11 protein-coding genes are annotated in these 13,262 nt (G+C 67.5%); 7 read left to right on the top strand and 4 right to left on the bottom strand.

Going from position 1 to position 13,262, the window contains the following annotated elements; all coding sequences use genetic code 11:
• Positions 1-22: 22 nt before the first annotated feature.
• The 6 genes from E5679_RS16375 (at position 23) to E5679_RS16350 (ending at position 7,427) form a co-directional block, all read left to right on the top strand.
• Positions 23-2,209: a S9 family peptidase gene (locus E5679_RS16375; RefSeq protein ID WP_138417821.1), complete on the top strand. Its 2,187-nt coding sequence runs from the start codon at positions 23-25 to the stop codon at positions 2,207-2,209.
• Between the two features lie 83 nt (positions 2,210-2,292).
• Positions 2,293-2,754 carry a hotdog fold thioesterase gene (locus E5679_RS16370; RefSeq protein ID WP_138417819.1) on the top strand — a complete coding sequence of 154 codons (462 nt, stop codon included), beginning with the start codon at positions 2,293-2,295 and terminating at the stop codon, positions 2,752-2,754.
• Positions 2,755-2,825: 71 nt separating this feature from the next.
• Positions 2,826-4,172: a phenylacetate--CoA ligase PaaK gene (gene paaK, locus E5679_RS16365; RefSeq protein ID WP_138417817.1), complete on the top strand. Its 1,347-nt coding sequence runs from the start codon at positions 2,826-2,828 to the stop codon at positions 4,170-4,172.
• A 10-nt stretch (positions 4,173-4,182) separates the two neighbouring features.
• Positions 4,183-4,806, top strand: coding sequence for a TetR/AcrR family transcriptional regulator (locus tag E5679_RS16360; RefSeq protein ID WP_138417815.1), 624 nt, complete (start codon positions 4,183-4,185; stop codon positions 4,804-4,806).
• 91 nt (positions 4,807-4,897) lie between these two features.
• Positions 4,898-6,601, top strand: coding sequence for a phospholipase C (locus tag E5679_RS16355; protein WP_212746993.1), 1,704 nt, complete (start codon positions 4,898-4,900; stop codon positions 6,599-6,601).
• A gap of 55 nt (positions 6,602-6,656) precedes the next feature.
• Positions 6,657-7,427: a DUF427 domain-containing protein gene (locus E5679_RS16350; protein WP_138417813.1), complete on the top strand. Its 771-nt coding sequence runs from the start codon at positions 6,657-6,659 to the stop codon at positions 7,425-7,427.
• A gap of 103 nt (positions 7,428-7,530) precedes the next feature.
• On the opposite strand, the gene E5679_RS16345 is transcribed toward E5679_RS16350, so the two are convergent.
• Genes E5679_RS16345 through E5679_RS16330 form a run of 4 tightly spaced genes read right to left on the bottom strand, consistent with a single transcriptional unit; the run spans position 7,531 to position 12,498 of the window.
• Complete coding sequence (locus tag E5679_RS16345) at positions 7,531-8,421, bottom strand: alpha/beta fold hydrolase (protein ID WP_249336186.1); 891 nt, start codon at positions 8,419-8,421, stop codon at positions 7,531-7,533.
• A 1-nt stretch (position 8,422) separates the two neighbouring features.
• Positions 8,423-9,595 (bottom strand): mannitol-1-phosphate 5-dehydrogenase, encoded by a 1,173-nt coding sequence (locus E5679_RS16340; protein WP_138417811.1) that lies wholly within the window; start codon positions 9,593-9,595, stop codon positions 8,423-8,425.
• Complete coding sequence (locus tag E5679_RS16335; RefSeq protein ID WP_138417809.1) at positions 9,592-11,616, bottom strand: PTS mannitol transporter subunit IICBA; 2,025 nt, start codon at positions 11,614-11,616, stop codon at positions 9,592-9,594. The genes E5679_RS16340 and E5679_RS16335 overlap by 4 nt, the downstream gene beginning before the upstream one ends.
• A 54-nt stretch (positions 11,617-11,670) precedes the next feature.
• A complete protein-coding gene (locus E5679_RS16330; protein WP_138417806.1) occupies positions 11,671-12,498 on the bottom strand; it encodes a TetR/AcrR family transcriptional regulator in 828 nt (275 codons plus the stop codon).
• A gap of 174 nt (positions 12,499-12,672) precedes the next feature.
• Here E5679_RS16330 and E5679_RS16325 point away from each other — a divergent pair.
• Positions 12,673-13,262: phosphoenolpyruvate-utilizing N-terminal domain-containing protein (locus E5679_RS16325; RefSeq protein WP_249336185.1), on the top strand; the 590-nt coding region annotated here is incomplete at its 3' end.

Genomic DNA, 13,262 nt, shown 5'->3' with positions numbered 1-13,262 from the left:
GCCCCCTAGTTAGGGTGGGTCCATGAGCGAAGCGCCCACCGCCAAGAAGGTACCGAGCCGCCGCGAGCACCATGGCGACGTCTTCGAAGACCCCTACGAGTGGCTCCGGGACAAAGAGGACCCCGAGGTGGTCGCGCATCTCGAGGCGGAGAACGCGTACACCGAGGAAGTGACAGCGGACCAGCAGCCGCTGCGCGACGCGATCTTCGACGAGATCAAGCGGCGGACCCAGGAGACCGACCTGTCGGTGCCGAGCCGCCTCGACGACTGGTGGTACTACTCACGCACCATCGAGGGCAAGCAGTACCCCGTGTACTGCCGCGTTGCCGCCTCGGAGGGCGGGAGCTTCGCGGGGGTCGACAGCTGGACCCCGCCCGACGTCGTTCCAGGCGTGCCCGTTCCGGGCGAGCAGGTGCTCCTCGACGGGAACGCCGAGGCGAAGGGCAAGCCCTTCTTCGCGCTCGGCGGTGCCGCCGTGAGCAAGGACGGGAACCTCTACGCCTACTCCGTGGACAACGCGGGCGACGAGACGTTCACCCTCCGCATCAAGGACCTGCGCACCGGGGAGCACCTTCCCGAAGTCATCGAGAACGTGTTCTACGGCCTCGAGTTCTCGCCTGATGCCCGGCGGCTGTTCTACGTGGTGGCGGACGAGTCCTGGCGCCCGTATCAGGTGCGCGTCCACACGCTCGGCACTCCCGTCGAGGAGGATTCGGTGCTCTACGAAGAGTCCGACGTCTCCCAGTGGACGTCGATCGAGCTCTCGGCCGATCGCCGGTGGCTGCTGCTCAGCGTGGGCAACTCGGAGTACAGCGAGACCCGCTACATGGATCTTGAAGATGCTGGCGATCTCGAGGCTCCCGGCGCGCGGCTCGAGCTTCTCCTGAGCCGCGACGAGCGGATCCTCCACGCGGCGGAGGTCTTCGAGCACGACGGCGAGACCCAAGTCCTGCTCGTCCATAACGATGGCCCGCAGGGCAAGGCGATCAACAGCATGATCTCGACCGCTCCGCTCGCCGAATTCCGCAGGCCGCTCCGCGAGCAGCGCTGGCGGACAGTGGTGGCGCACGACGACGCCGTCAAGATCGAAGGGGCCGAGGTCACTGCGACTCATCTCATCGTCTCCCTGCGACGGGACACGATGGAGACGGTGCGCTTCGCACCCCTCGCCGAGGCGCTCGCGGCCAGCTCTGCGCCGTCGTTCGCGGAGCCCGCATTCGGCGAGGAGCTCTACACGGCGGGCGCCAGCGTGTCCGACTTTCGTGCGCCCGTCGCTCGGCTGCGCTACACCTCGTATTTCACGCCGCCGCGCGTCTACGACTACGTGCTCGCCACCGGCGAGCTGCTTCTGCGCAAGGAGACGCCGGTGCTGGGCGGCTACGATCCTTCCGAGTACGTCGCCGAGCGCGCGTGGGCGACGGCCGACGACGGCACCCAGGTTCCGCTCTCCGTCCTGCGGCGGGCGTCGCTCCGGGCGGACGGGACGAATCCCGCCTTGATCTACGGCTACGGCTCCTACGAGCTCAGCATGGATCCCGGCTTCGCGATCGCTCGGCTGAGCCTGCTGGACCGGGGCATCGTGTTCGTCATCGCGCATATCCGCGGCGGGGGCGAACTCGGCCGGAGGTGGTACGAGGACGGCAAGAAGCTGCACAAGAAGAACACGTTCACCGACTTCATTGCGGCGACGGACTGGGTCGTGGAATCCGGGTGGGCCGACCCCTCGCGCATCGCGTGCATGGGCGGGTCCGCGGGCGGACTCCTCATCGGCGCCGTGCTCAATCTCGCGCCCGAGAAGTACGCGGCCGCCGTCGCGCAGGTCCCGTTTGTGGACGCGCTCACCACGATCCTCGATCCGGAACTCCCCCTCTCCGCCCTCGAATGGGAGGAGTGGGGCAACCCCATCGAAGACGCCGAGGTGTATGCCTATATGAAGTCGTACACGCCATACGAGAACGTGCGGCCGGCCCCCTACCCCACGATCGCCGCCATGACGTCGTTCAACGACACTCGTGTGCTGTACGTGGAGCCGGCCAAGTGGGTGCAGAGGCTGCGGGAGGAGTCGACGAGCGGCCGCCCGATCGTGCTCAAGATCGAGATGGACGCGGGGCACGGGGGTGCGTCGGGTCGCTATGAGGAGTGGAAGGACCGTGCCTGGGCGTACGCGTTCATCGCCGATGCGCTCAAGGCCCGGGAGCTGATCTCCTAGCCCAAGTCCCCCTGTGTGCCTTGACACACGCTCGCGATTGGGATTACCTAATGAACATTCGGTAAAGAATTGCGAGGTAACCCATGAGCGATGTTGCTCCCGCCCACACTCCCGCCCACCCGATCCTCACCGACGACTACGCCACGGAATGGATGGGCCTCGAGGTCCTCTCACTCGGCGACGGCACGGCGACGGTCGCGACCACGCTCCGGCGGGAGATGCTCAACGGCTTCGGGATCGCTCATGGCGGAATGATCTTCGCGATCGCCGACTCCGCCTTCGCCCTCGCGTGCAATCCCCACACGCCTGACGAGGACCAGGCCGGCACGATCACCGTCGCCGCCGGCGTGGACGTCAACTTCCTCGCCCCCGCGCACGTCGGCGAGCGCATCACTGCCGTCGCCGCCGAACGAGCCCACTCGGGCCGCAGCGGCCTCTACGACGTCCAGGTGTTCGCCTCGGCCCCGGACCGGGCCAGCGAGGAGCCGCCCGGGCGCCTGATCGCCGAATTCCGCGGCCGCTCCCGCACCATTCCCAAGCGCTAGCAGTACCAGCGCTAGCAGCACAAGCTCCGCCGTCGTCCTCCCCAAGCCCGCCATCTTTCGAAAGCCACGCCATGACCCAGACTGCCCCCGCTCCGCAGACACCCCAGGCTTCCTTCCGCCCCGCCCTCCTCGACGCCGAGGAGACGATGACCCGGGACCAGATCGAAGCGCTCCAGCTCACCCGCCTCCAAGAGACCCTGGCGTACGCCTACAGTCGCGTACCGCTCTACCAGCGCAAGTTCGACGAGGCCGGGGTGCACCCGAGCGACCTCAAGGAGCTCGCCGACCTCGCAAAGTTCCCGTTCACCACGAAGGAAGACCTCCGCCAGGAGTACCCGTTCGGCATGTTCGCGGTCCCGATGGACCAGGTGGCTCGCATCCACGCGAGCTCTGGCACCACGGGGCGGCCCACGGTCGTCGGCTACACGAAGCAGGACCTCGACACGTGGGCCACCCTCGTGGCCCGCTGCCTCCGCGCTTCGGGCGTCCGCCCGGGGATGAAGGTGCACAACGCGTACGGCTACGGCCTCTTCACGGGTGGGCTTGGTGCGCATGCGGGCGCCGAGAAGCTCGGCGCGACCGTCATTCCGATGTCCGGCGGGCAGACCGAGAAGCAGATCCAGCTCATCCACGACTTCGAGCCAGACGCCATCCTCTGCACCCCGACCTACCTGCTCACCATCGGCGACGCGATGATCCACAAGGGCCTCGATCCCCGTGCGACCTCGCTCAAGTACGCCGTGCTCGGCGCCGAGCCGTGGACTCAGGAGATGCGGCACGAGCTCGAGGAGATGTTCGGCATCAAGGCGTGCGACATCTACGGCCTCTCCGAGGTCATGGGTCCGGGCGTCGCGGGCGAGTCGGTCGAGACGCAGGACGGGAGCCACATCTGGGAGGACCATTTCCGCCCGGAGATCGTCGACCCGTTCGACCTCACGAAGACGATGGCCGACGGCGAGACCGGCGAGCTCGTGTTCACGTCGCTCACCAAGCAGGCCCTGCCGATCATCCGCTACCGGACGAAGGACCTCACGACTCTCCAAGCCGGGACGTCGCGCCCGGGACACCGCCGCATGGGACGTATCTCCGGCCGCAGCGATGACATGATCATCCTGCGCGGCGTCAACCTCTTCCCGTCCCAGATCGAGGAGATCGCTCTGCGGATTCCCGAGCTGAGCCCGCACTTCCAGCTTGAGATCACGCGGCCCGAGGGACGCAGAATGGACGAGCTCACCGTGAAGATCGAACCGCGGGAGGGCACCACGGCGGAGCAGCGCGCCGCGGCGGCCGCGACCCTGCGGCAGCAGATCAAGATCCACATCGGTTCGTCATGCCGTATAGACGTCGTCGAGCCGGGCTCGCTCGAGCGCTCGAACGGGAAGCTCCGCCGTATCTACGACCTCCGCACCAAGGAATAGACTCAAACCCATGCCTTCCGCTGCCCCGACAGAGACCCCAGGACCCACCGGACGCCGTGGGCGCCCCGGCTACGACCAGCAATCGGTGCTGAACGTGGCGGTCCAGGTCTTCAACCGGCACGGCTACGATGCCACCTCTATGGGCATCCTCGCCGAGAATCTGGGCATCTCGAAGTCGGCGATCTACCACCACGTGCCGTCGAAGGAGGACCTGCTCGCGCTCGCGCTCGAGCAGGCCTTGGGCGGACTCGAGTCGGTGTGGGACGCGCAGGAGTCCCAGGAGGGTTCCGCGGAAGAGCGTCTTGAGTTCGTCGTCCGCTCGACGGTGAAGGTTCTGACCGAACGGCTCCCGTTCGTGACGCTCCTGCTCCGCCTGAGGGGGAACACCGAGACCGAGCGGAAGGCCTTGGAGCGCCGGCGCGGATTCGACCGCAAGGTGGCCGAGCTGATCGAGGAGGCGCGCGAGGAAGGGACCGTGCGGAAGGATATCGATCCGCGCACGGTTTCGCGCCTCCTCTTCGGCACCATCAACTCGATCGTCGAGTGGTATCGGCCGGGTGGCTCGCTCACCTCCGAGAAGCTCGCGGACGATGTGGTCGCGGTCCTGTTCAACGGTCTCCACACGCGCGCATGAACAGTTGTTGAATTGATCCAAAACTCCGGCTTCGGAGGCATTTCGCAGGTCTAGGGTCTTCTCCGGAAGCCCCCTCGAGAAAGACCATGAAATGCCGAAACTCAGCATGCGCGCCGCCGCTGTGACGAGCGCCCTCGGGCTCGTCGCCGCCGGCGGTGCCCTCGCCGCCGCCCTCCCAGCGCAGGCCGCTACTGCTACCACTGCCACGCCCATCAAGCACGTCGTGGTGATCTTCGGGGAGAACGTCTCCTTCGACCACTACTTCGCGACCTACCCCCAGGCGGCCAACACCCCTGGTGAGAAGGTCCAGGGAACGGGTACTCCGGCGTCGTCGTTCACGGCCGCCCCTAACACGCCCAAGGGCATCAACACGCTCGCGAACGCGAACCTCCTCGCGCCGAACAACCCGAACTCGGTCCAGCCGTCTCGGCTCACGCCCAGCCAGGCCGTCACGTGCGATCAGGACCACGAGTACCAGGCCGAGCAGAAGGCCTACAACGGCGGACTCATGGACAAGTTCGTCGAGAACACCAGCACGGACACGTGCAAGGCCCCGATGTACTCGGCTCCGGGCCTCACGATGGACTACTACGACGGCAACACCGTCACGGGCATCTGGAACTACGCCCAGCACTTCGCGATGAGCGACAACAGCTACAGCGACACGTTCGGTCCCTCGACGCCGGGCGCGCTCAACCTCGTCTCGGGCCAGACCCACGGCGTGACGAGCATCGACGCACTGACCGGGCAGCCGACGGCAACGCCGGACTCCTATTCGGTCAAGTCCCCCAACGCGCAGGGCGTCGGCACGGTGACTGAGGACCCGGACCCCGCATTCGACGACTGCTCCGACAACAGCCGCAACGGCAAGCCGAACGCGCTCGCGAAGATGAGCGGCAAGAACGTGGGCGACCTCCTCAACGAGAAGAACGTCTCGTGGGGCTGGTTCCAGGGCGGATTCACGCCGAACGGCACGAAGAACATCGCGGGCACCGATTACGCGCAGTGCACCACCGCGCACCCGAACATCGTCGGAGCGTCTCGGGTGGACTACAACCCGCACCACGAGCCCTTCCAGTACTACGCCTCGACCTCGAACCCGCACCACCTCCCGCCGGCCAACGATGCTGAGATCGGCCACAACGGCCAAGCGAACCACCAGTACGACCTCACGGACTTCGCCAAGGTCGTGGACTCGGACAACATGCCGGCCGTCTCCTACCTCAAGGCGCCGAACTACCAGGACGGCCACGCCGGCTACTCCGACCCGATCGATGAGCAGAAGTTCGTCGTCGAGCAGATCAACGCGATCGAGAAGTCCAAGAACTGGGACTCCACGGCGATCGTCCTCGCCTACGACGATTCGGACGGCTGGTACGACCACGCCGCGACGAAGGTCCTCAACGCTTCGAACGACCCGGCCAACGACGCCGCGATCTGCACGGACGCAGCGAAGGCCGGCACTCCGATCCTCGGTGGCTATGCTGACCGCTGCGGGCCGGGTCCCCGTCAGCCGCTCCTCGTGATCTCGCCCTACGCCAAGAGCAACTTCGTGGACCACACGGTGACGCAGCAGTCCTCGATCCTCAAGTTCGTCGAGGACAACTGGGGCCTCGGCCGTCTCGGTGACGGCTCGTTCGACCAGATTGCCGGCTCGCTCGGGAACCTGTTCGACTTCACCCACGCGCGCCGCGACGGCCTGATCCTCAACCCGGCGAACGGCACTGTGGTCCAGGCAGACTATTGCGCGGGCAACAACGGCCAGCACCTCGGCCAGGGCGGTTCCTGCCAGTAGCGCTTCTCATCTGAGGACGCTTGCGTCCTGAGGATCCCGAGAGCACGCTGGCCGTATGGCAGCCGTCAGAATTTCTGAACAACTCAAGCGCCTCGTCCCCCAACTGCGCTTCGAGCCGACACCCAAACGGCTCCGCGCGCGGCTGGGGGACGAGCTTGTTCTCGATTCCAGGCGGGCGATCGTGCTCTGGGAACCTCAGGGCTGGCTTCCCGTCCACGCGGTGCCGGCGGACGACGTCGTCGCCTCCTTGGAGCCGAATCCTCCTGATGCTGCGCTCACCCCGCCGCACACGGCTGACGGCGACCCCCTCGCCGTGCGCGTCGGCGGGATCCTCGTTCCGGGTGCGGCGTTCCGCCTCGCGGATCCCGATCTGGAGGGCTACATCGCGTTCGACACCGACGCGTTCCAGTGGTTCGAGGAGGACGAGCCGATCATCGGGCACCCGAGGGATCCGTTCTCGCGCATCGACATGCGCGCGTCGTCGCAGCATGTGCGCGTCCTCCTGGACGGCGTAGTGCTGGCCGAGTCCACACGGCCCGTCATCCTCTTCGAAGGCCAGCTCCCGCCCCGCGCCTATCTTCAGCCGGAGGACGTGCACTGGGACCTCCTCGCGCCGGTGGACCTCGTGACGATCTGCCCCTATAAGGGGCACGCGCAGTACTGGGCTGCGCCCGGGCTCGGGGACGGCCGCCCGGTGGCCTGGTCCTACGGCCCCGAGTTCCCCGAGATGGCCCAGATCCACGGCCTGATTGCGTTCTTCAACGAGAGGACGGACATCGAGGTCGACGGTGTCGCGACGAAGCGGCCCACGACGGCGTGGGCGTAGGCTTCTTCCGACCCAGCTTCGTCCGACCCAGATTGCGAGTGCTACCCGATCTGCCTACACTCAAACACGTGACCTGCATCTCAACGGCGCGATGCAGGTTTTTCTATGCGCGGAAGAAGTCCGCCGCCCGCTGAGCCACCACCTCGGGCCTGTGGTCCACGATGAAATGGCCCTCACCCGGGAGGATCTCCACAGACGTCCTCGCGGGCAATCCCGCGCGGTAGCCCATGCGCTGCAAGGCAGCCGACGGATCGTTCTCGCCGATCATCACGAGCACCGGAGCGGTGAACGGCTCGCCCGCGAAGCGTCCCGCGACCAGGCGCACGAAGGCCGGCAGGATGAAGTTCCGGTACAGCGCCGACCCGGCTCTCGCCCGGTCCTTGTCACGGAGCCGGGCGAGATACAGGTCGATGTCCGCGTTCGAGAGGCCCCGCGGCGGCTCGAAATGCTTGAGCAGCATTCTGACGATCCGCTGCTTCCCCCAGGCCATGGCCCATACCCCGATCCCCGCCGTGGCGAGCGGGACGTCGAACCAGATCGTGGGCACGAGGCGGAGGATGCTCGCGTCCGGCCTGATGTGCAGGTCGGGACAGCTGAGGACCACGAGTGCTTCCACGAGGTCGGGCCTGTCCAGGGCGAGCAGCTGGGCGACGATCGCTCCCCAATCGTGCGCGATGATCCGGACTCTGCCGAGGTCGAGCTCCTCGATCAGCAGGACGATGTCCTCGACGAGGGTCCTGGCGTCATACCCCGTGCGGGGCGCGTCCGTCCATCCCGCGCCCCGCTGGTCCACCGCGATGACGTGGTACTGCTCCGCGAGGCGCGGGATGACGTCATGCCACTCCCACCAGTTCTGGGGGAAGCCATGGAGAAGGAGCACCGGTTCGCCCGAACCGGCCTCGACCACATGCATGAGGAGCCCACGCACGTCCAGCCAGCGGTGAGCGACCCCGGCAAGCCCGGGCATCGCCGTCGTGAGCTCGGGGTCGCTCATGCTACTTCGCCGTCCGGGCCTTCCGTGCGTCGCCGATGAGGCCGACGACGGCGCGGTACAGCGGGTGAGTGGGCTCGAGGCTCGTGAGCTCCTGCGCGACCTCGGAGTCGCTCGCCCCACTCGCAAGGGTCGCTTGGAGGCGTTGGGCTTCCTCGTCATCGGCCGCGTCGAAGCGCAGGGCGGCACCCATCGCCTCGAGCAGCGCGTCCGTGGGGAGGCCGCGCTCGGCGAGCTCGGCCGCGGGACCCACGAAGCGCTCGTGGCGGCTCAGCTTGCGCAAGGGCGCGCGGCCCACCCGGTCGACGGTGTCCGGCAGCTCCGCGTTGGCGAAGCGCCCGAGGATCTTGCGGATGTAGGCCTCCTGTTCCTCCGGCGCGAAGCCGTACTTCGCCACGAGCAGGGACTTGGTCTCCTGAAGGACAGCCTCGACCTTCTCACGGATCGCGAGGTCGGCGATCGCCTCGGCGATCTTCTCCTTGCCCGCCTCGCGCCCGAAGTAGGCGGCAGCGGCGTGCCCCGTGTTGACCGTGAACAGCTTGCGCTCGATATACGGGCCCAGGGAGTCCACCCAGGTGACGCCTGGGATCTCGGGAGTCTCTCCGTCGAACGGGCCGCGCTCGATGGCCCACTCGAAGTAGGGCTCGACCCGCACGTCGAGGCCCCCGCCCGCGGCCTGCGCCGGGACGATCCGGTCCACCGCGGTGTTCGCGAACACCGCCTTGGCGTCGACGTCCGCCTCGGAGAGTCCCTCGCCCTTGGCCGCCACGCGGATTTCCGCCTCGAGGATGTCCGTCGCGTTGATCGCGTTCTCGCAGGCCATGACCGCGAGCGGGGGAAGCTCGGTCGACCGGGCCGCGATGCCGCGGGCGATCGCGGGGGCCACGAACTTGAGGATGTTCGGGCCCACCGCGGTCGTCACGACGTCGGCACGGGCGATCCGCTCGACGAGCTCTGCCTCGTTCGTGGCCGAGTTGACGGCGGAGTAGCGGTCGACCACATGGCCTACGCCGCCCTCCCCCACCTCGTGCACGGTGTACGACGGCGTCTCCTGGAGGGCGTCGATGAGCGGCGCGGCCACGTCAGCGAACACGAGCTCATACCCCGCCTCATGGAGGAGCAGGCCCACGAAGCCGCGGCCGATGTTCCCGGCGCCGAAGTGGACGGCCGACTTCACGCGTTCACCCTTCCGAAGATGTCGAGGACCTCGTCGACGCTGCCTGCCGCCTCGAGGCGCGCCACCTGCTCCTTGTCGCCGAAGATCTTGGCGATCTTGGCGAGGATGCCGAGGTGCTCCTTGTCCTTGCCCGCGATGCCGACGACGAACTTGACCGGCTTGCCCTGCCAGTCGATCGGCTCGTTGTAACGGACGAACGTGACGGCAGAGGCCAAGATGTGGCCCTTGGCCTCATTCGTGCCGTGCGGGATGGCCAAGCCGTTGCCCATGAACGTCGAAACGGAGCGCTCGCGGTCGTGCATCGAGGCGACGTATTCGTCGTCGACAGCGCCCGTGGCCTTCAGGAGCTGGCCCGCCTCGTCGATGGCTCCCGCCATGTCTGCCGCGGCTCCGCCGAGGACAATCGACTCGCGCCGGAGGACGTCCCTCGTCTCGCTGTGGACGTGGGGAACCGGAACGTGGGATGCCGCCGCCTCAGCATCGGTGGCGGGCTCCGTCTTTGCCGGCACGCCCTCGAACGGCACGGGCTCGGTGGCTGACTGCTCATCGAGCAAGTCGACGATCTCGTCGTATTTCGGGCTGCCCATGAAGTTGTCCACGGTCACGAGCTGGGCGCTCGGAGTCTTCTCCTCCGCCCTGAGCGCCAGGTCCTGATGGACCACCACCAGGTCGTAGGTGTCCGTGAGGTTCGCAATCGCCTTGTTGACGACGGTGACGTCCTTGTGCCCGGCCGCACGGATCTTGTTGCGGAGCACCGAGGCGCCCATCGCGCTCGAGCCCATGCCGGCGTCGCACGCAAACACGATGTTCTTGATCTTGGTGCCGGTGAGGGTCGCCGCTCCCGCTCCTGCAGCTCCCCCGGCGAGGACCGTCGAGGCCATCGACTTGCGGCCCTTCATGCCCTCCATGCTCGCGGTCGCGGCGGCGAGATCGCCTTCCTCGCGATCCCTCGAGGCCCTCAGGATGATCGAGGCGATCGCAAACGAGACCGCGCACGCCAGGATGACGGCGAGGATCACTCCGAAGTAGCTGTCGCGTGCGGTCTGTGCGATGACCGCGATGATCGAGCCTGGCGCCGAAGGAGCGACGAGGCCCGAGTGGGTGATGGCGAGGGTTGCGATCCCGGTCATGCCGCCGCCGATCGTGGCGAGGATGAGGATCGGCTTCATGAGGATGTACGGGAAGTAGATCTCATGGATGCCGCCGAGGAAGTGGATGAGCGCGGCCCCCGGCGCCGAGGCCTTCGCGGCACCCTTGCCGAAGAACATGTACGCGAGCAGCACGCCGAGGCCCGGGCCCGGGTTCGCCTCGAGGAGGAACAGGATCGACTTGCCCTGCTCCGTGGACTGCTGGATGCCAAGCGGGGTCAGCACGCCGTGGTTGATCGCGTTGTTGAGGAAGAGGACCTTGGCCGGCTCGATGAAGATCGACGTCAGCGGGAGGATTCCGTTGCTGACCATGAACTGGACTACCGAACCTGCGAAGGTGCTGAACGCCTGCACGACAGGGCTGATCGCGTAGAAGCCGAAGAGCGCGAGGACCGCACCCCAGATGCCAGCCGAGAAGTTGTTGACGAGCATCTCGAAGCCGGGCCGAATCTTCCCGTCCCAGATAGCGTCGATCTTCTTCATCGTCCAGCCGCCCAGCGGACCCATGATCATCGCGCCGATGAACATCGGGATCCCCGCGCCGATGATGACGCCCATGGTGCCGATCGCGCCCACGACGCCGCCGCGGACGTCGTAGACGGCCTTGCCGCCCGTGTAGGCGATGAGCAGCGGGAGGAGATACGTGATCATCGGGCCGACGAGGCCGGTGTACGGAACACCCGCTGCGTCCTTCCCGAATCCGCCGATCGCGGCGACCGGGAACCAGCCCTTTTCGATGAAGATCGCGGTAATGAGGCCCCAGGCAATGAAGGCCCCGATGTTCGGCATGATCATGCCGGAGAGGAAGGTGCCGAATTTCTGCACCCCGGCCCGCGCGGCATGGAGCCTCGTGGGGGCTGCGGTGGTCGACATGGTTCCCTGCTTTCGTGTCAGGAGGCAGCCACACGGGCCGCCGGGGTTATGGGGTTAGCCTTCCCCGTTTGCACCGTTCGTACCCGCTTCCGGGGCGGTGGAGAGACGGTGGAGCCATTCGAGGAAGAGCCGCATCTCGGTGCCGGAGAGCTGCTCCGGGTACGAGGACTCGAGGGTGGCATTGAGGGCGATGGCCGCCGCGACGTAGGACGGCTGGCCGGTGGTGATCGCGCCGCGCTCCGGATCGTCCACGAGGGACTGATCGGAGACGACCGATCTGAGGACGGCGTCACGGGTCTGCGCAGAAAGCGGGAGCGCCGCGATGTCGTCCGAGGTGAGTGGCTGGTCGGACTGATCGGCCAACAGCATGAGGGTGACTCCGATGTTGGCCGCGAGGATGGCCCGCGCCGCCTGAGCGGGCGGAGCAGCGAGTTGGCCGGCTGCCGCGGCGCGTCCCAGCTCCCGCTCGAGGAGGTGCTCGGCCTCCTCGACGAGGACTGGACGGCGCCCCGGGCCGGTGTTGCCGAACATGAGCATGTACAGCTGGGCGTGGGACAGTCCGAAAAGAACGTGGATGTCCCACAGGCGTTGGACGTCGAGGAGCGGGCTCGCCGAGCGCTCCACGGTGCCCTCGCGCTGGACGAACTCCTCGAAACCACGGGCGACGACGGCCTCCATCAGCCCGTCCTTGTCACCGAAGTGGTGGTAGAGCGTGGGCGCCGTGACGCCGGCGAGCTCGGTGATCTGCCGTGTGGACACGGGCTTGCCGTTGGATACGGCGAGCAGCTCCATGGCGGCCGTGATCAGGCGTTCGCGGGGAGAAGCCTGAGCGGATCCTCCGTTCGGGGCGTCGCCGGCGACACCCGTTTCCGTTTCACGCATGACCGCTAGCGTAACCGATATAGCAACGCTATACAAGAGGTGAGAGTGAGCTGAACCACATTCGATGGGGCGTGGTGAGGATCACGAAACATGCTTGTATAGCAACGCTATAGGCGCTAACGTAACCCGGACCGATGGTCCGAGGCCGTCCCCACCTACCGAGAGGATTCCCGCATGAGCAAGACCTTCACCGGCGTTGGTGTGACTCCGGGGCGGGTTGTGGGGCCGGTGCGGCAGATGCCGGCCCCGGTGCGGGAGCCGCACGCGAATGTCGCGATCCCGGAGGGGGTGGGCCCGGAGTCGGAGGCCGAGCGGATCCGGGCCGCGTCCAAGGCCGTCCAGGCGGAGCTGAAGGCCCGGGCGGCGGCGGCCTCGGGGGACGCCCGGAACGTGCTGGAGGCCACCGCGCTGATGGCCGCGGACCCGATGCTGGTCAAGGGCGCGGTGAAGCTGCTCTCCCCGGGCCCGCACGGGCCGGCGCGGACCGCGGAGCGGGCCGTGTGGGAGTCCGGGGCCGCGGTGGCGGAGAAGCTGAAGTCCCTGGGCGGGTACATGGCCGAGCGGGCCGCCGACGTCCTGGACGTCCGGTCCCGGATCGTGGCCGAGCTGCGCGGGCTGCCCGCCCCGGGGATCCCGGCCTCCCCGACCCCGTTCGTGCTCGCCGCAGAGGACCTCGCCCCGGCCGACACCGCGACCCTGGACCCGGCCCGGGTCCTGGCCCTGGTCACCTCCGGCGGCGGCCCGCAGTCCCACACCGCGATCCT

It is taken from the genome of Sinomonas gamaensis (assembly GCF_005876955.1).
Taxonomy (GTDB): Bacteria; Actinomycetota; Actinomycetes; order Actinomycetales; family Micrococcaceae; genus Sinomonas; species Sinomonas gamaensis.
The sequence above is the reverse complement of the archived record's forward strand: the minus strand, read 5'-3'. Positions and strand labels throughout refer to the sequence as shown.